The sequence below is a fragment of the Bradyrhizobium genosp. P genome, from assembly GCF_049949265.1.
Classification (GTDB): Bacteria; Pseudomonadota; Alphaproteobacteria; order Rhizobiales; family Xanthobacteraceae; genus Bradyrhizobium.
The window spans coordinates 957,943-983,764 of record NZ_CP188195.1 but is presented as its reverse complement, the minus strand read 5'-3'; the positions used below and the strand labels follow the sequence as shown (position 1 = coordinate 983,764).

General features: G+C 64.7%; 23 protein-coding genes. 4 read left to right on the top strand and 19 right to left on the bottom strand.

Annotated features, from left to right (window positions below):
* Nucleotides 1–156: 156 nt before the first annotated feature.
* On the top strand, nucleotides 157–816 hold the full coding sequence (maiA, locus tag ACP2YO_RS04775) for a maleylacetoacetate isomerase (protein ID WP_426439533.1): 660 nt from the start codon (nucleotides 157–159) through the stop codon (nucleotides 814–816).
* Between the two features lie 711 nt (nucleotides 817–1,527).
* Here the strand turns inward: maiA and ACP2YO_RS04770 are convergent.
* Nucleotides 1,528–2,154 (bottom strand): glutathione S-transferase family protein, encoded by a 627-nt coding sequence (locus ACP2YO_RS04770; protein WP_426439531.1) that lies wholly within the window; start codon nucleotides 2,152–2,154, stop codon nucleotides 1,528–1,530.
* A gap of 44 nt (nucleotides 2,155–2,198) precedes the next feature.
* Here ACP2YO_RS04770 and ACP2YO_RS04765 point away from each other — a divergent pair, with 44 nt between their 5' ends.
* On the top strand, nucleotides 2,199–2,636 hold the full coding sequence (locus ACP2YO_RS04765; protein WP_426439528.1) for a hypothetical protein: 438 nt from the start codon (nucleotides 2,199–2,201) through the stop codon (nucleotides 2,634–2,636).
* Nucleotides 2,637–2,818: 182 nt separating this feature from the next.
* Here ACP2YO_RS04765 and ACP2YO_RS04760 read toward each other — a convergent pair whose 3' ends face one another.
* The 5 genes from ACP2YO_RS04760 to ACP2YO_RS04740 all read right to left on the bottom strand — a co-directional run bounded on the left by ACP2YO_RS04760 (nucleotide 2,819) and on the right by ACP2YO_RS04740 (nucleotide 10,332).
* Nucleotides 2,819–5,266 (bottom strand): penicillin acylase family protein, encoded by a 2,448-nt coding sequence (locus ACP2YO_RS04760; protein WP_426439526.1) that lies wholly within the window; start codon nucleotides 5,264–5,266, stop codon nucleotides 2,819–2,821.
* Between the two features lie 225 nt (nucleotides 5,267–5,491).
* On the bottom strand, nucleotides 5,492–6,994 hold the full coding sequence (glpK, locus tag ACP2YO_RS04755) for a glycerol kinase GlpK (RefSeq protein WP_426439524.1): 1,503 nt from the start codon (nucleotides 6,992–6,994) through the stop codon (nucleotides 5,492–5,494).
* Between the two features lie 247 nt (nucleotides 6,995–7,241).
* Complete coding sequence (locus ACP2YO_RS04750) at nucleotides 7,242–8,273, bottom strand: SGNH/GDSL hydrolase family protein (protein WP_426439522.1); 1,032 nt, start codon at nucleotides 8,271–8,273, stop codon at nucleotides 7,242–7,244.
* A 14-nt stretch (nucleotides 8,274–8,287) separates the two neighbouring features.
* Entirely contained in the window at nucleotides 8,288–9,058 is a 771-nt protein-coding gene (locus ACP2YO_RS04745) for an SGNH/GDSL hydrolase family protein (RefSeq protein WP_426443065.1), read from the bottom strand.
* 14 nt (nucleotides 9,059–9,072) lie between these two features.
* Nucleotides 9,073–10,332, bottom strand: coding sequence for an OpgC domain-containing protein (locus ACP2YO_RS04740; protein ID WP_426439520.1), 1,260 nt, complete (start codon nucleotides 10,330–10,332; stop codon nucleotides 9,073–9,075).
* Between the two features lie 228 nt (nucleotides 10,333–10,560).
* Between ACP2YO_RS04740 and apaG the strand changes: the two genes are divergently transcribed.
* Complete coding sequence (gene apaG / locus ACP2YO_RS04735; RefSeq protein ID WP_426443064.1) at nucleotides 10,561–10,959, top strand: Co2+/Mg2+ efflux protein ApaG; 399 nt, start codon at nucleotides 10,561–10,563, stop codon at nucleotides 10,957–10,959.
* A 56-nt stretch (nucleotides 10,960–11,015) separates the two neighbouring features.
* On the opposite strand, the gene ACP2YO_RS04730 is transcribed toward apaG, so the two are convergent.
* From ACP2YO_RS04730 to ACP2YO_RS04720, 3 genes are all read right to left on the bottom strand, one after another.
* Entirely contained in the window at nucleotides 11,016–12,017 is a 1,002-nt protein-coding gene (locus ACP2YO_RS04730) for an Hsp33 family molecular chaperone (RefSeq protein WP_426439518.1), read from the bottom strand.
* Between the two features lie 232 nt (nucleotides 12,018–12,249).
* The gene (argF, locus tag ACP2YO_RS04725; protein ID WP_426439516.1) at nucleotides 12,250–13,176 is read right to left on the bottom strand and encodes an ornithine carbamoyltransferase; all 927 of its coding nucleotides are present in this window, start codon (nucleotides 13,174–13,176) and stop codon (nucleotides 12,250–12,252) included.
* A complete protein-coding gene (locus ACP2YO_RS04720) occupies nucleotides 13,176–14,384 on the bottom strand; it encodes an aspartate aminotransferase family protein (RefSeq protein WP_426439514.1) in 1,209 nt (402 codons plus the stop codon). Before ACP2YO_RS04720 ends, argF begins: the two co-directional genes overlap by 1 nt.
* 482 nt (nucleotides 14,385–14,866) lie before the next feature.
* Here ACP2YO_RS04720 and ACP2YO_RS04715 point away from each other — a divergent pair, with 482 nt between their 5' ends.
* Nucleotides 14,867–15,376, top strand: coding sequence for a GcrA family cell cycle regulator (locus tag ACP2YO_RS04715; RefSeq protein ID WP_426439512.1), 510 nt, complete (start codon nucleotides 14,867–14,869; stop codon nucleotides 15,374–15,376).
* 330 nt (nucleotides 15,377–15,706) lie between these two features.
* On the opposite strand, the gene phoB is transcribed toward ACP2YO_RS04715, so the two are convergent.
* The 10 genes from phoB to ACP2YO_RS04665 all read right to left on the bottom strand — a co-directional run bounded on the left by phoB (nucleotide 15,707) and on the right by ACP2YO_RS04665 (nucleotide 25,715).
* Nucleotides 15,707–16,417, bottom strand: a complete 711-nt coding sequence (gene phoB, locus ACP2YO_RS04710) for a phosphate regulon transcriptional regulator PhoB (protein WP_029079895.1) — start codon at nucleotides 16,415–16,417, stop codon at nucleotides 15,707–15,709.
* 112 nt (nucleotides 16,418–16,529) lie between these two features.
* Complete coding sequence (phoU, locus tag ACP2YO_RS04705; protein WP_426439509.1) at nucleotides 16,530–17,246, bottom strand: phosphate signaling complex protein PhoU; 717 nt, start codon at nucleotides 17,244–17,246, stop codon at nucleotides 16,530–16,532.
* Between the two features lie 11 nt (nucleotides 17,247–17,257).
* Nucleotides 17,258–18,079 (bottom strand): phosphate ABC transporter ATP-binding protein PstB, encoded by an 822-nt coding sequence (gene pstB / locus ACP2YO_RS04700; RefSeq protein ID WP_426439507.1) that lies wholly within the window; start codon nucleotides 18,077–18,079, stop codon nucleotides 17,258–17,260.
* Nucleotides 18,076–18,921, bottom strand: coding sequence for a phosphate ABC transporter permease PstA (gene pstA / locus ACP2YO_RS04695; protein WP_426439505.1), 846 nt, complete (start codon nucleotides 18,919–18,921; stop codon nucleotides 18,076–18,078). The genes pstB and pstA overlap by 4 nt, the downstream gene beginning before the upstream one ends.
* 4 nt (nucleotides 18,922–18,925) lie before the next feature.
* Nucleotides 18,926–19,915 carry a phosphate ABC transporter permease subunit PstC gene (gene pstC, locus ACP2YO_RS04690; RefSeq protein ID WP_426439503.1) on the bottom strand — a complete coding sequence of 330 codons (990 nt, stop codon included), beginning with the start codon at nucleotides 19,913–19,915 and terminating at the stop codon, nucleotides 18,926–18,928.
* A gap of 216 nt (nucleotides 19,916–20,131) precedes the next feature.
* Nucleotides 20,132–21,142 (bottom strand): phosphate ABC transporter substrate-binding protein PstS, encoded by a 1,011-nt coding sequence (pstS, locus tag ACP2YO_RS04685; protein WP_426439501.1) that lies wholly within the window; start codon nucleotides 21,140–21,142, stop codon nucleotides 20,132–20,134.
* Nucleotides 21,143–21,276: 134 nt separating this feature from the next.
* Entirely contained in the window at nucleotides 21,277–22,581 is a 1,305-nt protein-coding gene (locus tag ACP2YO_RS04680; protein WP_426439499.1) for an ATP-binding protein, read from the bottom strand.
* A gap of 82 nt (nucleotides 22,582–22,663) precedes the next feature.
* Nucleotides 22,664–23,719, bottom strand: a complete 1,056-nt coding sequence (locus ACP2YO_RS04675) for a UPF0104 family protein (protein ID WP_426439497.1) — start codon at nucleotides 23,717–23,719, stop codon at nucleotides 22,664–22,666.
* A 299-nt stretch (nucleotides 23,720–24,018) separates the two neighbouring features.
* Nucleotides 24,019–24,318, bottom strand: coding sequence for a hypothetical protein (locus tag ACP2YO_RS04670; RefSeq protein WP_426439495.1), 300 nt, complete (start codon nucleotides 24,316–24,318; stop codon nucleotides 24,019–24,021).
* Nucleotides 24,319–24,320: 2 nt separating this feature from the next.
* On the bottom strand, nucleotides 24,321–25,715 hold the full coding sequence (locus ACP2YO_RS04665; RefSeq protein WP_426439493.1) for an OmpA family protein: 1,395 nt from the start codon (nucleotides 25,713–25,715) through the stop codon (nucleotides 24,321–24,323).
* Nucleotides 25,716–25,822 lie beyond the last annotated feature (107 nt).

The window sequence follows — 25,822 nt, the reverse complement described above, 5'->3', positions numbered from 1 at the left end:
GAGGGGTGCGTCCACAATCACGATCTCCCTTGTTGCGGGATTTTCGAATCTGAGAGGGCTATACTCTTGGCACCTTCGTGCCATGCCCCTCACCCGGCGCTGCGCGCCGACCTCTCCCCGCAAATGCGGGGCGAGGTGAAGAAGAACGGAAGCCCCATGAAATTCTTCTCCTTCTGGCGGTCGCTGGCGAGCTTTCGGGTGCGGATCGCGCTGAACCTGAAACAGGTGCCGGCTGAGGTGATCTTCGTCGACATCGACGCGGACGCGCATCGCGCCGACGGCTATCGCAAGATCAATCCGCAGATGGCGCTGCCGGCGCTGGTGACCGACGACGGCACCGTGCTGTTCCAGTCGCTCGCGATCATCGACTATCTCGACGAGACCTATCCGCATCAGCCGCTGCTGCCGGCCGACGCGCTCGGCCGCGCCCGGGTGCGCGGGCTTTCGCTGATCGTCGCCTGCGAAGGCCATCCGCTGCTGACACCGCGGGTGCGGCGCTATCTCACCCGCGAGCTCGATCTGCGCGACACCCAACAGAGCGCCTGGTTCCGGCACTGGACGGTCGAGACGCTGGCCGCGCTCGAAGGCCACCTCGCCGGCCACAAGGACACCGGGACGTTCTGCCACGGCGATGCGCCTGGCCTCGCCGATATCTGCCTGGTCGGCCACGTCACGGCGGCGATCAACCAGAAGATCAGCCTGTCGCCCTGGCCGACGGTCGAGCGCATCCACAAGACCGCGATGGCGTTGCCGGCCTTTGCCAAGGCCCATCCGCTGGTGCAGCCGGACACGCCCGAGGCGATGCGAGCGAAGTAGCGCGCGAACATCTCCAGTCGTCGTCCTGGCGAAAGCTGGGGAGAGTTTCGGATTCAACTGTCAAACAGCTTGTTCAGTGTCACCACCCGCGCATGCGGTTGATCCAGTATTCCAGAGACGGTTGTGATTGAGCCGATGGGCCGCGGCGTACTGGGTCGCCCGGTCCCAGTGCGCAATCGCGCACAAGGCCGGGCGATGACGACTGTGGATAGGACGCGCCTTCGCCTTCTCGCGACATGATTTGCCCGAGCTTTGCATTTCGTTTGCCCTCTTTCTTCGTAGAGGGCGCAGGGAAAGCCGGGTGCACGCTGCACCCGCGGTCTCGTGTGCAAAGGCAGAATGAATACGCACACGAGCATACAGGTTCAGCGGAGGCACTCCGGCTTTCCCTGCGCGATGGGTTACGGCTTATACGTGCTCTCCCCGGCGAGACCAGGCTTGCTTGTCACCGCCGTCGGCGAGAGACGTTGGTCTCTTGCCGACAGGACACCTGCCACTGGGGCGTCAGGCCTGCACGACTTCGCTGTCCGCTTCATGCGCACTCGTCAGTTGCACAATCCGCGTCCACCGCATCCCACCGCGCGTTCGTGACGTGCGCTCGCCCCTCATTCGGGTGGGACGGACGGATTCATACACTGAGTTTCACTTCTGATAAAGCGAAATGTTTTTGCCGCGAGGGCTTGCGCCGTCGGGCAAATCAGCGCTAACGGCCTAGCCGCTCGGCGGCGCCAGCGGCTGCACGATCTCCTGGAACGGCGGCAGCGCCTCGCATCGCGCGGCGTGGGCTTTCAGCGCGGGATAGCGATCGTCGAACAGCGCCGGATGCGCCTCGCCGGTAAAGCGCAGCACGCACGCAACCGCGATGTCGGCATGGCCGAGACGTCGGCCGAACCAGTACGGCGTCGTGACCGCGGCGCGTTCCTGCTCCAGTGCCTCGAGCACCCCCGATATCTGCGCCTGGCAGCGCTCGACCCAGAGCGTGAGCGGCTCCTTGCGCAGCACGCGCTCATAGATCAGGCTGACCGCCTTGTCGCCGAGCCCGGTCGCGAGCGCCGCGATGCGCAAATGCTTCCGCCGCTCCGCCCCCGAACGCGCGATCATCGCCTTGTCCGGCCCGGCCAGCTCGTCGAGATGATCCAGAATCGCCCCGCTCTCGATCAACGCCTCGCCATCGTCGAGCACCAATGTCGGCACCCGCCGCAGCGGATTGTAGGCGGCGACCTTCTCCGCATCGCCGAAGGTCGACCATGGCCTGTGCTCGAACGGCAGACCATAAAGCCGCAGCGCGATCGCGGTGCGGCGGACGAAGGGGGAGTCGTATTGGCCGATCAGGAACATGTTTCAAACTCGTCATTGTCGGGCGAGAACGCGGGGCGGCATCTTTGCGCGATCTCTGTTTCCACGTTGCCAGCGAGAAATATCAGCTAACAGCGCTGACGAAGCAATGCGGCCCGGTGCAGCAATATTACCGATTTTTCAGTGGCGGATTTCAGCGAATCAGCAGCTTCATGCGCGCACGGCTCACCGGAGCAACCACCGTGTCGCGCCATCACACACTGCCGCCGATCATCTATGCGCCGCCGCCACCGGAGCCGAAGAAAACGCGGCGCCGGCGCAGTGTCGGCTACGCCTCGGCCGCACGCGAGACCGACGACGCGGAGGAGATCTCGGACGGCGCTGCGGTGCATGGCGCGCCGGTGCTTCCGCGACATTCGCGTCCCGTCGAGGCCACCGAGCGGCGCACGCCCTCGCCGAACGGCAAACTCAGCGACGACACGCTGCGGGCGATGCTGGATTTGCAGGAACAGCAGGCGAAGTAGCCGCGAGCGCCAACCCACATTCAGTGTCGTCCCTGCGAAAGCAGGGACCCATAACCACCGTCGTTTGCTGGGGCACGACGCTGTGGCCCCAGCGTCGCACAACAACTGCCATTCGTGGTTATGGATCCCGGGTCAAGCCCGGGACGACATCGAGTTTGTGGCGCGGCTTGCGAATCTTCCCCTCACCGCGGCGTCAGTGTGATCGCCTCTGCGGTTGCAGCCTCGACAGCGCCGCGGCTGTAGAGCAGCGGGACATATTGGCCGGTCGCCCACAGCGGCGCGAGGTCGCGGTAGTGGCCGCTGAAGGGATCGCCGGATTGACCCGGCGTGTTGATGGTGCGGCTCGCATCCCACTGGCCGACATCGAGCACCATGCGGAACGAGGCGCCCCCGATGAGATGATAGTCGGCGTGGCGGTAGTTGGCCGCGTGCGGCACGTTGGCGGCGCCGCCGATGGCGAGCGGACCAACCGACATCTGCGCCGCGGTCGCCTTGTCGGCGAGCGGCTTCAGCGCGTGATCGAATTGTGCGACATGCAGCCGGCCCCAGCGCCAGGTGGCGACATCGGGCCCGAGCCTCGAGGCGACCTCAGTGACGGCCTCACCGAGGCTGTCGCGCAGCACGCGGTCACGCTCTGCCGCCGGATCGCTGCCGAGCGCGGCATCGGGCTTTTCGAGGTATCCGACAATGGCGGAGATGCTGGAGGCTTCCGGCGCGATCAGCTCGGCCGCCTTCGGCGCCGTGGCCTTCAAGAGCACCGGCCCGAGGTGATTTGATATCCAGACCTCGTAGACCGCGGCGGCAGCGCTATCGGCGGTGTCGCGTGCGTCCCACGTCTGCAGCAGATCGAGGCCTTTCTTGACGTTGGCATCGTCCGACGACAGCGGCTTGAGCAGCGCGACCAGCCGGCGTCCGATCAGGCCGGTGTCGTCGTTCTGCAAATCCATCGCGTCCGCCAGCGTCACCTTGCTGTTCGTCTGCAACACATCGGTGATGCGCTGCCAGCGCGCGCTATCGGACCATTCGAAGCCGACTCGCCGTTCGTTGACGGGATAGTCTGATGGCAGGTTCATCTGGTTGGCGGTGGCGATGAAGCCCTGCTTCGGCTGATAGGCCTTGGGCAGTTCGTCGAGCGACAGAAAGCCTTGCCATTCGTAGCGGCCGTCGCCGGGCACCGGCATCAGGCCGTCGTAATTGACCCGGCGCGGCGTCTTGCCGGCGGCGATCCAGCCGATGTTGCCGCTGGTGTCGGCATAGACCTGGTTCTCCGACGGCGCGCCCCAGCGGCGCATCGCGCCGAGGAATCCATTCCAGTTCTTCGCGGTCATGTAGTCGGACGAGCCGAAATAGGCCGAGGTACCTGGCTCGAACCAGATCGAGCGCACGGCGAAGGCGCGCTTGTTGGCCTCGTCGACATAGATCACGGGACCGTGGCGGGTGAATTTCAGCTCAAGGTCGCGATCGGCCTCGCCCTTCACCTCTTCCTTTTCGTGGACGATGCCCATGTCCTCCCAGCCCGAGCCGTAGCGGTACTGGTTCGGATTGGCGGGATTGAGCTCGTAGACGTAGAGGTCTTCCTGGTCGACGTTGAAGATGGTGAGCCCGAACGCGATGATGTCGTTGTGGCCGATCGAGATGCCCGGCAGCGCCGGTTCGCCGGCGCCGATCACGGAGATGCCGGGTGCGTTGAGGCCGACGATGTAGCGCAGTGACGGCACCGAGTGCTCGCGATGCGGATCGTTGGCGAGAATCGGACGGCCCGTGGCGGTGCGTGACGCCGCGATCACCCAGTTGTTGGAGCCGATGGTGTCGCGCTGCTGATCGGCCTCGGCCAGGAATTTGTCGGGATCATGCGCCAGCTCGGCCTTCTGGTCCTTCGGTGCGGCAAACTTGACCGGGCGGGTGGCGAGATCGTAGGCCGCGAGCACTGCCTTCGGCACGCTACAGGGATCGAGCCCATCCGGGATTTTCGTGGTCCACGTCGGCTCCAGCTTGACGCGGAAACGATCGGCATCGAGGCCCGCGGCGCAGGCCACCAGCGCGCGCTTCACTTCCGATGCAACGTTGCGGGTCAGGCCGTGGCTGCGGATACGCACGACATCGTCCGCCGACCACAGATCCGGCATCGTGCCCGCGATCCTGAACTCGATCGGCAGCGGGCGCTTGCCGGCCCTGACGTCGGCAACATAGGCGTTGACGCCGGCGGCGAAGGCCTCCGCATAGGTCTTCGCCTTTGGGCCATAGGCGGTCCATTCCGCGTTCATGTCGCCGCGATAAAGAAACAGCCGCAGCGCCTTGTCCTGCTCGGCATAGGCGGGGCCAAAATCCTTCGCGAGCAGGCCGAGTCCCCGTTTGCGCCAGAGATCGATCTGCCAGAGCCGGTCACGCGCGGCGTTGAAGCCTTGCAGGAAGAACAGGTCGTGCTCGTTGCCGGCATAGATGTGCGGGATGCCCCAGACATCGACCAGGATCTGGCCGGGCGCCTTGAGGCCGGCGACATCGGTCTTGACCTGGCGCGCGGCGGAGAGCCTGTTGCCCTTGTCGCGCGCGGCCGCGCCGGTGGTTAGCAGCGCGGCGCAGATCGCTACGCCGAACAGTTTTGGGATGACCCGGTTGAAATCCGTGTTCACGTTTGTTTTCTCCGATGGTTGTTCTTGTTGGTTGTGAGACGTCAGCGGTCGCAGCGGCGGGGGTGCACTCCCTCTCCCGCTTGCGGGGGAGGGCTGGGGTGGGGGCGTCTCCACAAGCGAGAACCTCTCGACGGATAGAGCCCCCACCCGCATTGCATCTACGATGCAATGCGACCTCCCCCGCAAGCGGGAGAGGTGCAGCGAGTTTGCCGCACGACCACGACGCTATTCCCCTTCGTCGCTCGCCAGCACGCCCTTCACGGCGCGCGCCCAGCCGGCGAGCTTACGCTCGCGGGTGGCCTCGCTCATCGCCGGCTTGAAGCGGTGTTCGAGCCGCCAGTTGTCGGCGAATTTGATCGGCTCCGGATAGACGCCCGCCTCCAGGCCGGCGAGATAGGCGGCGCCCAACGCCGTGGTCTCCTGGATCATCGGGCGGTCGACCGGGGCGTTGAGCAAATCTGCGAGGCGCTGCATGGTCCAGTCCGACGCCGTCATGCCGCCGTCGACGCGCAGCACGGTGTTGGCGGCGTTGGCCTCCGGCCAGTCGGTGCGCATCGCGGCCCAGAGATCGAAGGTCTGGTAGCAGACGCTTTCCAGCGTCGCATGCGCGAGCTCGGCGGGACCGGTGTTGCGGGTCAGCCCGAACAGCGCGCCGCGCACCCGCGGATTCCAGTAGGGCGCGCCCATGCCGACAAAGGCCGGCACCAGATAGACGCTCTGCATGGAATCGGATTTGTCGGCGAGCGGGCCGGTCTCGGCGGCCTGCTTGATCGTGCCGAGCCCGTCGCGCAGCCATTGCACCGCGCTGCCTGCGACGAAGATCGAGCCTTCGAGCGCGTAGGTGCGCGTGCCGCCGAGTTGATAGGCGATGGTGGTGAGCAGCTTGTTGTTCGAGGCGACCGGCGTCGTGCCGGTGTTGAGCAGGGCAAAGCAGCCGGTGCCGTAGGTCGACTTCATCATGCCGGGCTCGAAGCAGGCCTGCCCGATCGTCGCGGCCTGCTGGTCGCCGGCGATGCCGCAGATGGCAATGGGACCGCCGAACAGGTCGGCGGTGGTCTCGCCGAACCGCGCGGAGGAATCCTTCACCTCCGGCAGCATCGAGCGCGGCACATGCAACAGCTTGATGAGATCATCGTCCCATTCGCCGCTGTGGATGTTGAACAGCAGCGTGCGCGAGGCGTTGGTGGCATCGGTGGCGTGCACCTTGCCGCCGGTCAGCCGCCACAACAGGTAACAATCGACGGTGCCGAACAACAGCTCGCCGCGCTCGGCGCGCTCGCGCGCGCCCGGCACGTGATCGAGGATCCAGGCGATTTTGGTACCGGAGAAATAGGGATCGATGATCAGGCCTGTTTTGGCCGAGATCGCGGGCTCATGGCCCTCGGCCTTGAGTCTGGCGCAGACGTCGGCGGTACGGCGGTCCTGCCAGACGATGGCGCGGTGCACGGCCTGGCCGGTGGCGCGGTCCCACACCACGGTGGTCTCGCGCTGGTTGGTGATGCCGATCGCGGCGATGTCCCTGGCCTTCAGGCCGGCCTTCTCCAGCGCCTCGCGGCACACCATGATGGTCGAGGTCCAGATGTCCTCCGGCTCGTGCTCGACCCAGCCGGAGGCCGGGAAATGCTGCGGAAATTCCTGCTGCGCGACCGCGGCGATGGAGATGTCGCTGCGGAACACCATGGCGCGCGACGATGTGGTGCCCTGATCGATGGCCAGCACGAAAGACATGAGCGTTCCCTGAGGCTTCGTCCCGAAGGTGGTTATTTCGGGGCCAAAGGAGCGGATTACCGCGGCAACGTCAAGCTGGGGGGATGCGATAGCGCCATGGTCGTAACGGTGTCAGACCCGTCATCCTGAGGTGCTCGCGTAGCGGCCCTCGAAGGATGCACGGCCACAGTCGGGCCGTCGCCCTTCGAGGGCCGCTGAAGAAGCGGCCACCTCAGGGTGACGGTGTGAGAGCGGGACGGCAAACAGCTCACATCGGCCGATAGGTCCGCACGTCGGAGGGCACGTTGACGCCGAGCTTGAGCTGGCCGACCGAGCGGATGATGTCGTCGCCGAGCAATTGCGCGAAGCAGGCATAGCCCCAGTCGTTCATGTGCAGGCCGTCGGCGATGACGAAATCGTTGATCGGGATCGCCTGCTGCTCGTGCCATTCGCGCATCACCTCGAAGCGCGGGAAGATGCCGACATGGCGCAGCGCGGCGATGCGGCTGAGCAGCTTCACCATGCCCCGCGCGCTCTCGGGACGTTCGGTGACGCGCGGCGAATATTGCGGATCGACCAGCACGATATCGGCACCCGCGGCCTGGATGCGCGCGACGCCGTCCCCGACCTGTTTCTCGGTCTCGCCTTGGTCGAGGTTACGCAGTACCGCGTTGGTGCCGACCTGCCAGATCACCATGTCGGGATGCACGTCGAGCACCTCGGCCTGCAGCCGCTTCATCATTTCAGGCGCATCGTCGCCGCCCTTGCCGTGATTGAGCACCGTGATGTCGGCGGACGGATACTGGCGGCGCAGCTGGGTGGCGAGCCGGTTCGGATAGGTGAATTCCGGCGACGTCGAACCGTAACCTTGCGTCGATGACGATCCGAACGCGACGATCACGACGGGCTTGCCTGCGGCGAGCTTGGCCGCGACATGCGGCAGCGAGCCGGTGGTGTTAGCTACGTCCTTGGGCTGCAGACACGGCACGCGGTGGAAAATGTCGCCGGCGGATTTCGCGACCTGCTTTACCTTGTCGATCGCCTTTGCGGTCGCGCTGCGCTGGTCGACGGGCATCGCCGGATCGGTGGCGGCCGTCGATGTGGCTGGCGTCGTCGCAGGCGGAGCAGGAGCAGGCTTGACGGCCTCGGCCCTTGCGCCGGGCGACAGCGCCGCATGCTGGTCTCCTTGCGCGGTCTGCGCACAGAGCGGCGCGACCGACGCCGACGTCAGCAACACGAACGCGGCAACGACGGACACGCTTCGCCAGGAGGTTCGGCGAAAAGGGACGGCAAAACTCATCAATCTTGTTTCCTTTAGTTCTGCTGCGCGGGGCCCAGATGGGCCGCATCGATCACAAATTTCGACAGCGCGCGGCCGAGACAGGCATGAACTCGCTTGGCCAGATCGACGCCATGCGAGGTGCTGAACAGATCGAAATCTCCCGCATCGCTCCACTGCTTCATGATCGCGAACCGGTCGAACAGCGGGACATCGTGCTGTTGCGCCACCACCCGGATATTGTCGAGATAGGGTGGCGCGGAGATCATCGTCTCGGTACGTGGGCTGTACTGCAGATTAACCAAAACCACGTCGACCCCAGCGTTCCGCAACGCAACAACTCCGTCGTCGATAGCGGTACGGAAATCGTCAGGATCGACTGCTCGCATAGCATCGACCGTGCCGGTCTGCCAGATAACCAAAGTAGGCCTTTTTGCTTCAACAAGCTTAACCAGGGTACCGCCGGTCTCTTCGGCCGTGCTCTTTGCCTGTAATTCTACGGTTAGATTGATCGTCGCGGATGGCAGCGCCTCCTTCAGCGCGGCCTGCAACTTGGCCGGGTAGGCGCTCGCCTCGTTCGAGGGGATGGTGGAGGAGCGACTGCCCACCACCAGCACGTCCAACGGCTGCCCGCCCTTGACGGCCGCAGCGACCTTCGGCAGCGCGCTCTCGCTGGATACCAGATAGGCGGGCACGTCGCAGGGCTGTGGCTCGGCGGCGTCTTCGGCGCGCACCGGGGCGGCCGCCAGCATGGCGGCAAGCAGCAGGCCAAATATCTGCAGGCCAACCTTCTTCAGGCCAAGCATCGTCCACGCGGACTTCATGCTCCCCCTCCCGCCAGATCGGCGTTGCCGGTGGCGCTTCTTGTTCGCGAGGCGCCTTTGTCGGCGGAGTGCTTGTACCACGAAATGATCCACGCCATGCCCCACATGATCAGGATGCCGCAGATGCTGATCAAGGCGTGCAGTCCGGCACCTCCAGATACTTCGGCGAGCACGAAATGTCCGGCAAAGGCGAGGAAGACGCCGAGGCAGAATATCTCAAGCGAATGCTGGCCGCACAGGATCAAAGGTCGCAGCCAGGGCGATTTCAACCCCGGCCAATCCCGGGGCAGGAAGCGCACGGTGAGGGCTGCTAGCGCCAGGAAGTGCGCGAAACGCAGCACGTCAAGGTCGGTCTTGTTGATCGGATACATCCACTGCTCGATCAGCTTGGGCATGACGTGGCCAAGCTGCGGCACGTACCAGGTCAGCGTCACGAAGAACGCCGCCACCAGATAGACGATGCAGATCCACATCGTGATCGGCGACGCCAGGATGCGCGACATCCGCCGTGCGCCGCCGAGCGCACACCAGGCGCCGAACACGAACAGCAGCTGCCAGGCGAACGGGTTGAACGCCCAAAAACCGTTCGGATAGGCCGAGAGGTAAAGATCGAACTGCCAGGTCAGCGCGTAGAGCACGACCGCCAGCCCCAGCGTGACATCGGGCTTCCATTTCATCAGCCACAGGATCAGCGGCAGGAACAGCATCAGCACGATGTAGAGCGGCAGCACGTCCATGTTGACGGGGCGGAAGCGCAGCAGCAGCGCCTGGACGATGGTCACGTCGGGCTGCTTGAGGAAATCCATGATCCCCATCTCTTCAGAGTAGAGCGGGTTCTCGAACGAAGTCGCGACGTAGGAGATCTCGGCGAGGAAGATCGTGAACAGGAAGACATGCGCGACATAGATCTGCCAGACCCGGCGCAGGATGCGCGCAGTCGCGATCACGAAGCCCGATTCCAACATGGCGCGGCCGTAGACGAAGGCCGCGGTGTAGCCGGAGATGAAGATGAAGATCTCGGTGGCGTCGGAGAAGCCGTAGTTGCGCAGCGTGAGCCAGGTCAGCAGGTTTGCCGGCAAATGATCGATGAAGATCAGCCACAGCGCGAGCCCCCGGAACAGGTCGAGCCGCAGCTCACGCTCGCCGGCCGCCGGCAGCGTAATCGCGGACACCGCCGCTTTGGCCTTCGCCGGCTTGGTATCAGCCTTGGCATCGGCCGCCGGCGAACCGGCTATGGGATCGGCAATCGAGCTCATCAAACACCGTGTGGCCGCGGCAGTCTCGCACGGCCCGGAAAACATAATATCGGCCCGCGACTTGGGGACAAAGCGCTGAAAGCGGCGGCACGCGGTCGCGCTTTAGAACGGAACTATGTTGAAACCGCGATGAAATCGGCCCGTATGGGTTTCACCGCCTCGCCAATCGATTGGTTCCGACAGATCAATTCGATATGATGGCCGCTCGAAGACCCTCGGATGAGCCGCATGTACCGCGCCGTGACCCGCCACATCGAAGTTACCGTCGAGCCGAACTTCATGCCGGAGCAATCGTCGATCGAGAAGCGCGAATATTTCTGGTCCTACACCATCGTGATCACCAATGCAGGCTCGGAAACGGTCCAGTTGCGGACCCGGCACTGGATCATTACCGACGCCACCGGCCACAGGCGGGACATCCGCGGCGAAGGTGTGATCGGCAAGCAGCCGGTGCTCGCACCCGGCGAGCGCTTCGAATACACCTCGGGCGTGCCGCTGCCGACCGCCTCCGGCTTCATGACCGGCAGCTACCAGATGGTCAGCGCGAGCGGCGAACGCTTCGAGATCGACATACCGACGTTTTCGCTGGACAGCCCGAGCCCGGACGGGAAGCGGGTGTTGAACTGACTGCTGCGTAGCCCGGATGAAGCGCAGCGCAATCCGGGCTACGATGGCCAGCGTTGCTACTCCACGCCCGCTTCGTCCGGCGTGAACTCGTAGACCGACGAGCAGAACTCGCAGGTGACGACGACCTTGCCGTCCTTGACCATGTCGGCGCGGTCCTGCGGCGCAAAGCTCTTCAGCATCGCGGAGACTGCGTCGCGCGAGCAGGAGCATTGCGCGCGCAGTGGCTGCGGGGTGAAGACGCGGACGCCGCGCTCGTGAAACAGGCGGTACAACAGCCGCTCGCCGGAGAGATCGGGATCGATCAGTTCGACATCCTCGACGGTCGAGATCAGCGACTGTCCCTCGACCCAGGCATCGTCCTCCGGCACGCTGTGCGCGACCGTGCCTTCCGGTGCGTCGCCGGGATGCAGATCGGCCTGCTTGGCGCGCTCCGGCGCCTTGGGCAGAAATTGCAGCAGGATGCCGCCGGCGCGCCAGTGCTGCTTGCCGCCCTCGCCGCTGCGCATCTCCTCACCGACCGCAAGGCGCACCCGTGTCGGGATCTGTTCGGAGCGCAGGAAATATTCATGCGCGGCTTCTTCCAGGCTGCCGCCGTCGAGCGCGACCAGTCCCTGGTAGCGGCTCATCTCCGCGCCCTGGTCGATGGTCATGGCAAGATGGCCCTTGCCGAGCAACTCGCCCGAAGTCTGGCCGGGCTTGAGCTGCGCCGCGTCGTAGCGCGCATAGGCGCGCAGCCGGTCGGGGGCCTGGAAATCGACGATCAGCAGTGAGACCGGACCGTCGGTCCGGGTCTGCAGGATGAAGCGTCCCTCGAACTTCACGGACGAGCCGAGCAGCGTCGTCAGCACGATGGCTTCGCCGAGCAGCTTGCCGACCGGCGGCGGATAATCGTGCTTGTGCAGGATCTCGTCGAGCGCGGGGCCGAGCCGGGTCAGCCGTCCGCGCAAATCGAGCGCGCCGACCTCGAAGGCCAGCACCGCGTCGTCCACGGGAACCGCCGACGGCGCGCGGACCGGCGCCTCAGCCGTGATTTTGATGTCAGAGGATTGTGAAACCATGGCGCTCTATCTGGGGTCTCGAACCATGAAATGAAGGGGTTCATCATACGCGAAAACGTCTGTCGTCCCTGCCCAGGGCGCAATTGCGCTCCGGAGCAGGGACCCATAACCACAGAATTTTGTTGTGACACAAGGCGTCTCCCCTTGTGCCTTTTTCCGAGGTCGCGGCGTATGGGTCCCTGCTCCCGTGCGCAATTGCGCCCTGGGCAGGGACGACAATACTGAGTTAGTGCTACGCCACCGCGTCAAAACACCAGGCCAGAATGCCTTTCTGCGCATGCAGGCGATTTTCCGCCTCGTCGAACACGACGGATTGCGGGCCGTCGATCACCTCGTCGGTGACCTCCTCGCCGCGATGCGCCGGCAGGCAGTGCATGAACAGGGCGTCGGGCTTGGCCAGCGACATCAGCTTGGCATTGACCTGATAGGGCTTGAGCACGTTGTGGCGGTGTTCGCCTTCCTTGTCGCCCATCGACACCCAGGTGTCGGTGACGACGCAGTCGGCGCCGCGCACCGCGGCCTCCGGATCGCTGCCGAGCACGATCGGCGCGCCGGTCGCCCTGATCCAGTCGCGCATCGGCTTCTTCGGCGCAAGCTCCGGGGGCGTTGCAATATTGAGGTTGAACTTGAAGCGCTCGGCGGCGTGGGCCCAGGAGGCCAGCACGTTGTTGTCGTCGCCGGTCCAGGCCACCGTCTTGCCCTCGATCGAGCCGCGATTTTCCTCGAAGGTCATCAGATCGGCCATCACCTGACAGGGATGCGAACGGCGCGTCAGCCCGTTGATGACGGGAACGGTGGCGTGCGCGGCGAGTTCGAGCAGTGCATCGTGGTTGAGGATGCGGATCATGATCGCGTCGACATAGCGCGACAGCACGCGCGCGGTGTCGGCGATGGTTTCACCGCGGCCGAGCTGCATCTCGGTGCCGGTCAGCATGATCGATTCACCGCCGAGCTGGCGCATGCCGACGTCGAACGACACCCGGGTGCGGGTCGACGGGCGCTCGAAGATCATCGCCAGCGTCTTGCCTTCGAGCGGCTGCTTGGCCTTTTCGTGCGCCTTGCGCTCCGCCTTCATGGCGGCGCCGGCCGAGAGCATGTTGCGCAGCTCGGCAAGCGGCAGTTCGTTGATATCGAGGAAGTGGCGGACCGACTTGCTCATCACCCGGCCGCCTTGCTCGGCTGGGCCGCCTGTAGCGCAGCGCAGGCGCGCTCGAGGCTTCCGACCGCCTGGTCGAGCTCGGCCTCGGTGACGATCAGCGGCGCCAGGAACCGCACGACATTGTCGCCGGCGCCGACGGTCAGCAGTTTCTGGTCGCGCAGCGCGGCGACGAGCTCGCCCGAGGGCACCACGGCCTTGACGCCGATCAGGAGGCCCTCGCCGCGCACGTCCGAGAGCACGCTGGGATAGCGGTCGACGACGGAGGCGAGCTTCTGCTTGAGCAGCAGCGACATCCTTTGCACGTGATCGAAGAAGCCGGGTTTGAGCATGACGTCGAGCACGGCATTGGCCGCCGCCACCGCCAGCGGATTGCCGCCGAAGGTCGAGCCGTGGGAGCCGGGCGCCATGCCGGCCGCAGCCTTCGCGCTCGCCAGCACCGCGCCGATCGGGAAGCCGCCGCCGAGCGCCTTGGCGAGCGACATGACGTCGGGCGTGACGCCGACGCGCTTGTAGGCAAACAGATCGCCGGTGCGGCCCATGCCGGTCTGCACCTCGTCGAATGCGAGCAGCAGGCCGTGCTCGTCGCAGAGCTGGCGCAACGCCTTGAAGAAGGCATGCGGCGCGGAGCGCACGCCGCCCTCGCCCTGCACCGGCTCGATCAGGATGCCGGCCGTGTCCGGTCCGATCGCCTTCTTCACGGCTTCGATGTCGCCATGCGGCACCTGGTCGAAGCCGTCCATCGGCGGGCCAAAGCCTTCGAGATATTTGGCCGTGCCGGTGGCAGCGAGCGTCGCCAGCGTGCGGCCATGGAAGGCGCCTTCAAAGGTGATGATGCGGTAGCGCTCGGGATGTCCCTTGGAGAAGTGATAGTGGCGGACCAGCTTGATCACGCCCTCCATCGCCTCCGCGCCCGAATTACAGAAGAACACGAAGTCGGCGAAGCTCTGCTCGCAGAGCCGCGCGGCGAGCACCTCGCCATCCGGGCTCTTGAACAGGTTCGACATGTGCCAGAGCTTCGTCGCCTGCTCCTGCAACGCCTGGACCAGATGCGGATGCGCGTGCCCGAGCGCGTTCACCGCGACACCCGAGGTGAAGTCGAGATAGCGCTCGCCGTTGGTTGATATCAGCCAGGCGCCCTCACCGCGCTCGAAGGCGAGATCGGCCCTGGCGAAGACGGGAAGCAGATGCGACGCGGCGGGGTTTGTCATGGCCATCACTGACGGGTTTGAGGCCGACGATTGCCGCGCGCCTTGACGCCAGCGCAGCAACAGCCGGCTTCGGAAAACAAAACGTGCCGCCTTTTCGGGCGGCACGTGGAGGCATTCTATGCTGCAGGCAGTAACTGTCAATCGTCACGAAGCGGCCTGCCGGCAATGCGAAACGAACGCAATCCGGGGCATTCCGGTGCGGTGGAAAAGACTCATTGCAATGCATAAGTGTGGGAACATGTGGACGCGCTACCGCGGACTCTTGCGCCGGAGTCACGCCATATTGTAGCGTTTGGGCTGTCGGGTACGACATCTCGTGCGGCAGTACTGGACCCCTTAAGTAGACTTGGTTCTGCGTAGACGTTCGGGCGCATAGGCGCGCTCGGCGAGGGCTAAGGGATTCTGACCGCAGGAGTTTTTCGAGCTTTGGCTCGCAGCACCGCTCCAAGGACTGGCCGGTGCTAGGCGAAGGGAAAAATGCGATGACTGTATTGACCTGGTCCGACGATCGCGTCGAGCAGCTGAAGAAGCTCTGGGAATCCGGCCTGTCGGCCAGCCAGATCGCGGCGGAACTTGGCAATGTGACGCGGAACGCCGTGATCGGCAAAGTGCACCGGCTCGGCCTGTCGGGCCGCGCCAAGGCCCCCTCCACCGCCGCGCCGCGACAGCGCAAGGCACGCCCCGCGCAGCATATGATGCGGGTGGCGCGGCCAGTGTCGCGCGGCAATACTGCGCTGGCCCACGCCTTCGAGGTCGAGATGGAGCCGGATCCGATCGCCTACGACAACGTCGTTCCGATGAGCCAGCGGCTGTCGCTGCTCGAGCTGAACGAGGCGACCTGTCACTGGCCGGTCGGCGATCCCTCAAGCCCGGATTTCTTCTTCTGCGGCGGCAAGGCGCTCGGCGGCCTGCCCTATTGCGCGCATCATTCGCGCATCGCCTACCAGCCCGCCAACGATCGCCGGCGGCCGGCAGCAAAGCCGACGCGGTAAGGCAGAATTCGAAGTGCTGCGATTTTCGTCAGCGCCATCTCGCGGGGTCTCACGTTCGACGATGTGAGGTGAGCACGCGGGTCAGGCTCCCTCGCCCCCTTGCGGGGCAGGGTTGGGGAGAGGGGTAGGCCCCGAACTCCAATGCAAGACATGTAGCGAAGCTTGATCAATCGAACCGGCGAGACACTCGCTGTCACGGTTCGCGATCAATCGGCAGCGGAGCAAGCGGCACCCCTCTCCCTAACCCTCCCCCGCAAGGGGGGAGGGAACCCTGCCGCCGGTGGCTGCCTCACTAGGCCCAGACGACGGTGTGTTGCTGTTCGCGCAGCCTTACGGCTGCGGCTCGGCCTTTGCAAAACGATCGTCGAGTGCGTAGCCGGCACCGCGCACGGTGCGGATCGGATCCTGCTCGCGGCCGGGATTGAGCAGCTTGCGCAGGCGGCCGATATGCACGTCGACGGTGCGTTCGTCGATATAGATGTCGCGGCCCCAGACGCTGTCGAGCAATTGCTCGCGGCTGAACACGCGGCCGGGATGCTCGAGGAAGAACTCGAGCAGCCGATACTCGGTCGGGCCGAGATCGATCGGACGGCCCGAGCGCGCCACGCGGCGCTTCTCGCGGTCGAGCTCGATGTCACCATAGGTCAGCACGGTCGCAAGCCGCTCCGGGCTCGCCCGGCGCAACAGGCCTTTCACCCGCGCCAGCAGTTCCGGCACCGAGAACGGCTTGACGATGTAGTCGTCGGCGCCGGTGGCGAGGCCGCGCACCCGTTCACTTTCTTCTCCGCGCGCGGTCAGCATGATGATAGGGAGCTGCTTGGTCTCGGGACGCGCGCGCAGGCGGCGGCACAGCTCGATGCCGGAGAGGCCCGGCAGCATCCAGTCAAGCACCACAAGATCGGGAATGCGCTCCTTCAGCCGGGTATCGGCGTCATCGCCGCGTCCGACCGTCTCGACATCGTAGCCTTCCGCGTCGAGGTTGTAGCGCAACAACGTCGTCAGCGCTTCTTCGTCTTCGACCACCAGAATGCGTGCGCTCATCGGTTTGTGTTCTCTCTGTCCTGATCCGTTGTCCTGACGCGAACCGAAACGATCATCTCCTTGATGAGCACGTTCTTGCCGGAAAGCCGGTGCCCACTTCGCCAGATGGTGATTAGGTGCCCGGAACCGTGGTAGCGAAATTGGTCATGTCACCCTTTGGACGCTTGTCCATGATCTGCTGGCCCTCGATCATGTAGAACACGGTTTCGGCGATATTCGTGGCGTGGTCGCCGATCCGCTCGATGTTCTTGGCGCAGAACATCAGATGGATGCAGAACGAGATGTTGCGCGGATCTTCCATCATGTAGGTGAGCAGTTCGCGGAACAGCGAGGTGCAGATCGCGTCGACCTCCTCGTCGCCCTTCCAGACGTTCATCGCCGCCGGCAGATCGTGGGCGGCATAGGCGTCGAGCACCGACTTGACCTGCGACAGCACGAGGTCGGTCATGTGCTCGAGGCCGCGGATCAGCTTGAGCGGCTGGAAATCGCTCTCCAGCGCCGCGACGCGCTTGCCCATGTTCTTGGCGAGGTCGCCGATCCGCTCGAGGTCGGTGGCCACCCGCATCGCGCCGACGATCTCGCGCAGATCGATCGCCATCGGCTGGCGGCGTGCGATGGTCAGAACCGCGCGCTCCTCGATGACGCGCTGCAAGCTGTCGATCTCGATGTCGGCAGCGACGACGCGCTTGCCGAGCGCTACGTCGCGGCGGATCAGCGCATCGACCGACTCGGTGATCATGCGCTCGACCAAGCCACCCATCTCGGCGACCAGGCGTGTCAGTTCCTGCAGGTCGCTGTCGAATGCCTTGGCGGTATGTTCAGAAGCCATCGTCTATCTCCTCAGCCGAACCGGCCGGTGATGTAGTCCTGCGTGCGTCGATCGCTGGGCGAGGTGAAAATCTTGTTGGTGTCGTCGAACTCGATCAGTTCGCCGAGATACATGAAGGCGGTCTTGTCGGAGACGCGGGCCGCCTGCTGCATGTTGTGGGTGACGATCGCGATGGTGTAGTCCTCGGACAGCTCCTGGATCAGCTCCTCGACCTTGGCGGTCGAAATCGGATCGAGCGCCGAGCACGGCTCGTCGAACAGGATCACCTCGGGCCGCACCGCAACCGTCCGCGCGATGCACAGCCGCTGCTGCTGGCCGCCGGAGAGCGAGAGCCCCGACGCGTTCAGCTTGTCCTTGACCTCGTTCCACAGCGCGCCACCGCGCAGCGCCTTCTCGACGCGGTCGTCCATTTCGGACTTCGAGATCTTCTCGTAGAGGCGGATGCCGAAGGCGATGTTCTCGTAGATCGTCATCGGGAACGGCGTCGGCTTCTGGAACACCATGCCGACCCGCGCGCGCAACAGATTGAGGTCGAGCTTGGGATCGAGGATGTTGGTCTGGTCCAGCATCAGCTGGCCGACGGCGCGCTGGCCCGGATAGAGATCATACATCCGGTTGAAGATGCGCAGCAAAGTCGACTTGCCGCAGCCGGACGGGCCGATGAACGCGGTGACGCGGTTGGTGCCGAGCGTCAGGTTGATGTTCTTCAGCGCATGGTGCTCGCCGTAATAGAAGTTGAGGTTGCGTACCGTAACCTTCGGGGGCGCATCCGGCAGCGGCGCATGCGGAGCAACGTGGCTCGGGGTAGTCGTCGAAACGGAGAGCTCGGTCATTTTGCGGCCCTTTCGGCACCAAGGATGCGCGCGCCGATGTTGAGGGCGAGCACGGTGAAGGTGATGAGCAAAGCGCCGCTCCAGGCCAACTCTTTCCAGTAGGCATAGGGGCTCTGCACGAAGTTGTTGATGGTCACCGGCAGGTTGGCCATCGTCTTGGTCAGATCCAGGCTGAAGAACTGGTTCGACAGCGCGGTGAACAACAGCGGCGCGGTCTCGCCGGCGACGCGGGCGGTCGCCAGCAGCACGCCGGTGATCAAACCCGACCGGGCGGCGCGATAAGCGATCCGCTTGATCACCAGCGAGCGTGGCAGGCCAAGCGCGGAGGCCGCTTCGCGCAGCGGATTGGGCACCAGCAGCAGCATGTCCTCGGTGGTGCGCAGCACGACCGGGATCACGATGACCGCGAGCGCCAGACAGCCCGCGATCGCCGAGAAGCCGCGCATCGGCACCACGACGGCACCATAGATGAACAGGCCGATGATGATCGAGGGCGCGCTGAGCAGGATGTCGTTGATGAACCGGATCACCGAGGTGAGCCGGTCATGCCTGCCGTATTCGGCGAGATAGGTGCCGGCGAACAGGCCGAGCGGCGCGCCGACGCCGACCCCGATCACGGTCATGATGACCGAGCCGACGATCGCGTTGAGAAGGCCGCCTTCGTTCGAGCCGGGCGGCGGCGTGTTCTGGGTGAAGAGCTGCACGCTCAGCCCGGCAAGGCCGTTGTAGAGCAGCGTCGCCAGGATCAGCGCCAGCCAGGTGACGCCGAACGCCGCGGCACCGACACACAGCAGCCGGATGATGACGTCGGTGCGGCGGCGGGATTTGTAGATCGGGTTCATGGCGTCACTTCCCCGCCTTCTTTTCAAGCCGCATCAGCATCAGCCGCGCTCCGGCGAGCACGAAGAAGGTCAGCACGAACAGCAGCAGGCCGAGCAGGATCAGGGCGGACTGGTGCAGCCCGTCGCTCTCGGCGAATTCGGAGGCGATCGCCGCCGAGATAGTAGTGCCCGGCGCGAAGATCGAGGACGAGATGCGGAACGAGTTGCCGATAATGAAGGTCACCGCCATGGTCTCGCCGAGCGCGCGGCCAAGCGCCAGCATGACGCCGCCGATCACGCCGACCCGCGTGTAGGGGATCACGACGCTGCGGACCACTTCCCAGGTGGTGCAGCCCATACCATAGGCGGCCTCCTTCAGCACCGGCGGCACGGTCTTGAACACGTCGACCGAGATCGCGGTGATGAACGGCAACACCATGATGGCGAGGATCAGCGCGGCGTTGAACAGGCTGAGATAGGACGGCGGGCCGCCGAATACCGCGCCGAGCACCGGCACGCCTTCGAAGATCCTGATGATGAACGGCTGGAACGTGTTGGCCAGGAACGGGCCCAGCACGAAGAAGCCCCACATGCCGTAAATGATCGAGGGGATGCCGGCGAGCAGTTCGATCGCGATGCCGATCGGACGGCGCAGCATTTGCGGGCAGAGTTCGGTCAGGAAGATGGCGATGCCGAGCCCGACCGGGATCGCGATCATCATCGCGATGATCGAGGTCAGCATGGTACCGTAGATCGGGCCGAGCGCGCCGAGCACCGGCGGATCGGCCGAGGGCGCCCAGCGCTGCGTCCACAGGAAGGCGAAGCCGTATTCCTTCATCGCCGGCCATGCGCCGATGATCAGCGACACGATGATGCCGCCGAGGATCAGCAGAACGGAAATCGCGGAGATGCGGGTGATCCAATAGAAGGTGGCATCACCGAACTTGAAGGCGCTGAGGGCCTTGGCGCGATCGTAAGGTCCGGCGGCTTCCATCACATCGCCCTGAACAGCCATGTCTGCCACGCCAATTCCCTCTTTACTATTTGAAAGCTACGCAAACCGCTACGCCCCGAAGCGATCTTCACTGGCGTTTTCGCCGGCGCCATTCCGGTTGCGCCTTGTCAGGCGCGGGACCCGGGATCCGCTGTTATTGTGGTGATGTCGGAGCCGGGCTGGTCGCGACCTGTGCCGCCCCTTAAGGCGGCACAGGCTTGGTTCGAAGTGTAAGGCTTAGCTCTTGATGTCGGAGTTCCAGGTCTTCTCGATCAGCTTGATGACCGAGTCCGGCATCGGGATGTAGTCGAGCTCTTCAGCCATCTTGCCGCCCTTCTCGAAGGCGTACTTGAAGAACTTGAGGGCTTCCTGCGACGCGGCCTTGTCGGTCGCTTCCTTGTGCATCAGCACGAAGGTCGACGCGACGATCGGCCAGGACTTGTCGCCGGGCTGGTCGGTGAGGATCAGGTAGTATCCCGGAGCGTTGGCCCAGTCGGCATTCGAGGCGGCGGCCTGGAACGCTTCGTTGGTCGGCTGGATGGTCTTGCCGGCCTTGTTGACCAGACCGGTGTAGGTCAGCTTGTTCTGCTTGGCGTAGGCATACTCGACATAGCCGATCGAGTTCTTGGTCTGACCGATGTTGGCGGCAACGCCCTCATTGCCCTTGGCGCCGACGCCGACCGGCCACTCGACCGCCGTGCCGGAACCGATCTTGCTCTTCCAATCCGCGCTGACCTTGGACAGGTAGTCGGTGAAGTTGAAGGTGGTCCCGGAACCGTCAGCGCGGTGCACGACGGCGATCGCGTCCGACGGCAGCTTGGCATTCGGGTTGAGCTTCTTGATCGCAGCGTCATCCCACTTGGTGATCTTGCCGAGGAAGATTTCGCCGAGGGTCTGACCGTCGAGAACGATTTCGCCCGGCTTGACACCCTCGATGTTCACGACCGGAACGATCGCGCCCATGATCATCGGCCACTGGGCGAGACCGTCCTTCTGGAGCTGGTCGGCCTTCAGCGGGGCGTCGGTCGCACCGAATGTGACGGTCTTGGCCTGGATCTGCTTGATCCCGGCGCCGGAACCGATCGACTGATAGTTCACGCCGTTGCCCGATTCCTTCTTGTAAGCGTCAGCCCATTTCGAGAGCACGGGGAAAATGAAGGTCGATCCCGCGCCCGTAATGTCGGCCGCGAAAGCCGGCGTCGACACCGCCAACAAGCCGGCAGCGCAGATTGCCTTGACGAATTTCATGATGATCTCCTCGTGTGAGCGAAGCGCCAATTGCGCCCGATCGCGCTCACGCCGGTCCCATCTAGGAGCGGTCGGTGCCGGTTTTACGAAGGTTGGATGACAGTTGCATGACTATACTAAAGTATTGGAAATACTCAGCTTTGTGCTGGTACCGGAGTCTTCAGGCGGGGAAAACAGGCGGTAAAAGTGGCGCCGTTTTTCGGCACGCTTTCGATTAAAAGACGGCCGCGATGACGGTTAAGAATATGTTTCACCAAGGATAATCCGAGGCCCGTACCGCCCTGGTTCCGGCTGTCGCCGACGTCCACCCGGTAGAACCGCTCGGTCAGCCGCGGCAAGTGCTCCGGCGCGATGCCGGGGCCGAAATCCCTAACCATCACACGGACTTCGGGGCTGGCCTCGGTCTGCGCCGCCTGGCTCAGCGACACTATGACGCGGCCACCGGAGGCGCCGTATTTCAGGGCATTCTCGATCAGGTTCTCGAACAGCCGCAGCAGTTCCTCGCGGTCGCCGGCGATGGTGACCGGCCTCTCGGGCAAATCGATCTCGATCTCGACCTGGCGTTCGCTGGCCAGCGCCTCGAGCCCGTCGGCCACCTGGCGGACGATCGGCACGATATCGATCGAGGTTTCGGGGCGGACATGGGCCGAGAGCTCGACCCGTGACAGCGACAACAGGTCGTCGATCAGCCGCGCCATGCGGGTCGCCTGGCCGTGCATGATGCCGAGGAAGCGTTCACGCGCCCGGACGTCGTCCCGCGCCGGCCCCTGCAGCGTATCGATGAAGCCGGACAGCGCGGCGAGCGGCGTGCGCAGCTCGTGGCTCGCATTGGCGACGAAATCGGCGCGCATCTCCTCGACCCGCCGCAGCGGCGTCAGGTCGTGGAAGGTCATCAGCATGCACTTGTCGGTGCCGCCGAACTGCGTCGGCACCGGGACCGGCGTGATGACCAACTCCATCCAGCGATCGACCGGGACGTGGTCGGTATAGGTGGCGCGGCGCGGCTCGCTGGTCGCGATCGCCTCGCGCAGCGCGGTGATGATCTCGGGCGAACGCAGGGCAAATTGCGCCAGTTCATTCTTGCGCAGCGCCGGCGCAAGCTCGGCGGCTGCGGTGTTGAGGTGGATGACGCGGCCGGCGCGATCCAGCAACACGGCCGGATCCGGCATGCCGGCGACCACGGCGTTGACGGCGGCGGTCTCGACCGGATTGACGCCGCGGACATCCTCGCGGGACGTCGCATGATCGTGCAGCCGCCAGGGCACCAGGGCCGCGGCCGCGATGCAGGCGAACACCGCGCAGGCGCGCACCGGCGACAATTCGCCGAGCGCAACCACCACGCTGAGCGCAAGTGCTGCGGCCAAAAGGATGATCGCCGCGTGACGCAACCGGTCCGGCCACGGCGAGAAAATCGATGAGGGCGAATCGTCAATGGCCATCGCGGCGGCTTTCTTCCCGTCGGTTCATGTCGTCCTCAGGCGAGACCAGGCTTGCTTCGCAAGGAGGCATTCGGCCGCTGCGTCAGACGCCGGAATCACCACGCTTGCGGACATAGACCGCCTCGTGCTGCGGCCCGGCATGGGGACCCGAATCAGCCTGCGGCAGCCGCTTCAGTCGGGCGCTGAGAATAACCTCCCGAAACGTCAGCAAGATTACAGATATGACAAACGGCGCAATATAGTAGAGCAGCCGAAACAGCAGCATGCCGCCCAGCAGGTCCTCGCGGTCCATCTGCCAGAGGCCGACCAGCATGGCGGCGTCGAACACGCCGAGGCCGCCGGGGGAATGGCTGGCGAACCCGAGCAAGGTGGCCGACACGAAGATCACGGCGACCACGACGAAGCCGAGGTTAGGTTCATCCGGCACCAGCACATACATCGCCAGCGCACAGAAGCCGAGGTCGACGATGCCGATCACGATCTGCAACAGCGTCAGCGGGCCGCCCGGCAGGGTCACCGTCCAGGGGCCGCGGCCGACCACCCGCGGCTGGGTCCAGACCCAGACCACATAGGCGACGAGCGCGGTGATGATCGCGAACGCGAGGGCGCGATTGAGCCAGGGCGGTAGTTGGTCGATGTTCGCGGCCGCCTCCGGATGGTAGGCGATGCCGAGGCCGAGCACCGCGGCATTGCCGAGCCAGAAGGTCAGTCCGGCGAGGAAGCAGATCTTGGCGACATCGATCGCGTTCAGGCCCCAGGCCGAATAGATCCGATAGCGCACCGCGCCACCGGTGAAAACGCTGGCGCCGACATTGTGGCCGATCGAGTACGACGTGAAGGCAGCGAGCGCGTTGACGCGATAGGGCACATGGGCGTGACCGATCGCGCGCACGGCAAACAGGTCATAGAAGGTCAGCGTGAAGTAGCCTGCCGTGACGAACAGCGCGGCCAGCGCGATCTGGCGCGGCTCGGTGCTCTTGATCGCCTCGATCACCTCGTTGGTGTCGATGCCGCGCAGCATGTGATAGAGGACGTAGCAGGCGATGCCGATGACGGCGATGCTGACGACAACGCCAAGCCTGTGCAGGACTTGCTTCTGGCGCAGAAACGCGATCGCCCTGCGTATTGCTTCCTGCATCTAGACCTCGAATTGCGATCCTGCGCCGACGGCTCTCGGGCGAACCCCGCCGACGCTTCGCTGTTCCCTGCCCCCATTAGCGCGTTTTGGGCTGGAGTGGAATTCGTGAAGCGAGAATAAAACACGCTTGTTCAAGATATTAGGGACGATTCATGACAGCGGATGCACAAATTTGAGCATTTCGCGGCACGCGGACGAGGCTTTGTGGTGCTGGTGCGGCAGATAGCCCGCCAAGCCCTTCACACGTCACACCGGGAAAATACGGATAGCGACGCGGACCGCATCGCGGCGACGAAACGTCACCCAGTCGGTCTGCTGCTGCGCGAGACCACCCAGTCGCGCAGCCAGGAGCCTATCGCGCAGCCGCAGAGATAGAGTGCGAACATCACCAGCAAGAGATCGAGCCAATAGCCGAAGCGGCCGGGGACGATCCGCGTGAACGACGCGGCGACCAGCGCGAGAGCGAGCAGCGCCAGCAACCGGATCCAGAGCTTCGAGACGCCCTGCGCCCGGTGCACCACGGCGATCCAGCCCATGCAGAAGCCGAGCAGCGCCGCCGCCAGGAGCCAGCCCCAGAAGAATGTCGCGAGCACGGTCATCGCTATTTCACCACGAATTCGATGCGGCGGTTCTGCGCCTTGCCGTCTTCGCTGTCGTTGCCGGCAACCGGCTGCGTGCTGCCATAACCTATCGGCACGAAGCGCTCGGCCGGCAGGCCGGCGCGGGCCAGATAATCCATCACCGCCTGCGCACGCTTCTCCGACAGCGCCTGGTTGGCGGCTTCCTCGCCGTCAGAGTCGGTGTGGCCGGCGATCTCGATCGTCGCGCTCGGGCAGCGCATCGCGGTTTCGATCAGGCGATCGAGCAGGCCTGCCGAGTCGGAAACGATGTCGGCCTTGCCGGATTCGAAGCGGATATTGCCCTTCGACAGGATCTCGGAAAACAGTTGCTGGCACACTGTGGGATCGACCGGCGCGGCGGCCGGCTTGACCGAGACCTCGGCCTTGTACTGCCAGCCCTGCGGAAACTCCTTGCCGAGCCCGTTGCGGATCTGGCCGGCGGCGACATCATAGAGCGCATCGCCCAACAGTTTCACCTCGCGGTCCGACACCACAAGCGTGCCCGTCGAGAGCCGCGACAGCGCGCCGAGCGCCGGCGCCACCGCCGCGGCAAAGCCTGTGGGCGCGCCGACGCTGGCCTTGAGATTGTCGACCACCTTCTCGCTGAAGAATTTGCGCCCCGCCGCCGCGACCAGCGCGGCGTGCACGTTGTTATCGGGAACATAGCCGGTCAGTGTCAGGGTCACCGCGACCGGATCCTTGTAGGCCTGGAACACGTAGGGCGGCGCCTGGACGTCGTTGGCGGCGACCGAATAGCCCTCCGGCAGGTTCTTCAGCGCCGCCGCGATCGCCTCGCGGCCACCAAGATCGCGCGCCATGCCCGAGAGATTGACCTTGGTGTCGGTCAACGTGATCTTGCCGTCCTTCAGCTTGCCGATCTGGTCGAGCAGCAGCAGCGCCGCAGCGTCGAACCGCTGTGGCGCGCCGCGGGCGAGCCCCATCTGATCCACCACTTCGACGCCGCCGAGACTGGCCTTCGCGGCCTCCATCAATTTGCTTTTGCTCGACGGCAGCGGAGAATTGCCCCCGAGCGTCACCCGGACGACGTCGCGTTCGGCGGACCAGACATATGGCTTGGCTTCAGGAACGAGCCGGGATTCATCGTTAACCAATCGCACGCCCGGCACGGCTTCTACCGAAGCCACCGCGCTGACGCGGCCATCCTCGGAGAACGCGTTGGCCGTGAAGGTCACGTCGCGGCCGTCGACGCTGATGCGACGCTTGTCGAGAACGGTATCCTTGAGTGCGGCATTTGCGCGCGCGGCAAGATCGTCCTCGACCTTCGCGGTGCTCGTCCAGGCTGCGATACCCCAAAAGATGACCAGCGGAATCACGCCCGGCCACCATTTGCTGCTCCACTTGAAAAGTCCGTGCATTAAGGGTCCTGCGGCTCCGGAATCAGAGAGAAAACAAACCCTTGGCCGACTGTCAAACCCCAATTCACGCCAGATGGCAGAGGTGCGGTGTCTGGTTGGAATAATGG

Bases quoted from the DNA above. Each gene is read 5' to 3' on its own strand.
- maiA (WP_426439533.1), top strand. From the start codon at position 157: ATGAAATTCTTCTCCTTCTGGCGGTCGCTGGCGAGCTTTCGGGTGCGG.
- ACP2YO_RS04770 (WP_426439531.1), bottom strand. From the start codon at position 2,154: ATGTTCCTGATCGGCCAATACGACTCCCCCTTCGTCCGCCGCACCGCG.
- glpK (WP_426439524.1), bottom strand. From the start codon at position 6,994: ATGTCTTTCGTGCTGGCCATCGATCAGGGCACCACATCGTCGCGCGCC.
- ACP2YO_RS04750 (WP_426439522.1), bottom strand. From the start codon at position 8,273: ATGAGTTTTGCCGTCCCTTTTCGCCGAACCTCCTGGCGAAGCGTGTCC.
- ACP2YO_RS04745 (WP_426443065.1), bottom strand. From the start codon at position 9,058: ATGCTTGGCCTGAAGAAGGTTGGCCTGCAGATATTTGGCCTGCTGCTT.
- ACP2YO_RS04740 (WP_426439520.1), bottom strand. From the start codon at position 10,332: ATGAGCTCGATTGCCGATCCCATAGCCGGTTCGCCGGCGGCCGATGCC.
- apaG (WP_426443064.1), top strand. From the start codon at position 10,561: ATGTACCGCGCCGTGACCCGCCACATCGAAGTTACCGTCGAGCCGAAC.
- ACP2YO_RS04730 (WP_426439518.1), bottom strand. From the start codon at position 12,017: ATGGTTTCACAATCCTCTGACATCAAAATCACGGCTGAGGCGCCGGTC.
- argF (WP_426439516.1), bottom strand. From the start codon at position 13,176: ATGAGCAAGTCGGTCCGCCACTTCCTCGATATCAACGAACTGCCGCTT.
- ACP2YO_RS04720 (WP_426439514.1), bottom strand. From the start codon at position 14,384: ATGACAAACCCCGCCGCGTCGCATCTGCTTCCCGTCTTCGCCAGGGCC.
- ACP2YO_RS04715 (WP_426439512.1), top strand. From the start codon at position 14,867: ATGACTGTATTGACCTGGTCCGACGATCGCGTCGAGCAGCTGAAGAAG.
- phoB (WP_029079895.1), bottom strand. From the start codon at position 16,417: ATGAGCGCACGCATTCTGGTGGTCGAAGACGAAGAAGCGCTGACGACG.
- phoU (WP_426439509.1), bottom strand. From the start codon at position 17,246: ATGGCTTCTGAACATACCGCCAAGGCATTCGACAGCGACCTGCAGGAA.
- pstB (WP_426439507.1), bottom strand. From the start codon at position 18,079: ATGACCGAGCTCTCCGTTTCGACGACTACCCCGAGCCACGTTGCTCCG.
- pstA (WP_426439505.1), bottom strand. From the start codon at position 18,921: ATGAACCCGATCTACAAATCCCGCCGCCGCACCGACGTCATCATCCGG.
- pstC (WP_426439503.1), bottom strand. From the start codon at position 19,915: ATGGCTGTTCAGGGCGATGTGATGGAAGCCGCCGGACCTTACGATCGC.
- pstS (WP_426439501.1), bottom strand. From the start codon at position 21,142: ATGAAATTCGTCAAGGCAATCTGCGCTGCCGGCTTGTTGGCGGTGTCG.
- ACP2YO_RS04680 (WP_426439499.1), bottom strand. From the start codon at position 22,581: ATGGCCATTGACGATTCGCCCTCATCGATTTTCTCGCCGTGGCCGGAC.
- ACP2YO_RS04675 (WP_426439497.1), bottom strand. From the start codon at position 23,719: ATGCAGGAAGCAATACGCAGGGCGATCGCGTTTCTGCGCCAGAAGCAA.
- ACP2YO_RS04670 (WP_426439495.1), bottom strand. From the start codon at position 24,318: ATGACCGTGCTCGCGACATTCTTCTGGGGCTGGCTCCTGGCGGCGGCG.
- ACP2YO_RS04665 (WP_426439493.1), bottom strand. From the start codon at position 25,715: ATGCACGGACTTTTCAAGTGGAGCAGCAAATGGTGGCCGGGCGTGATT.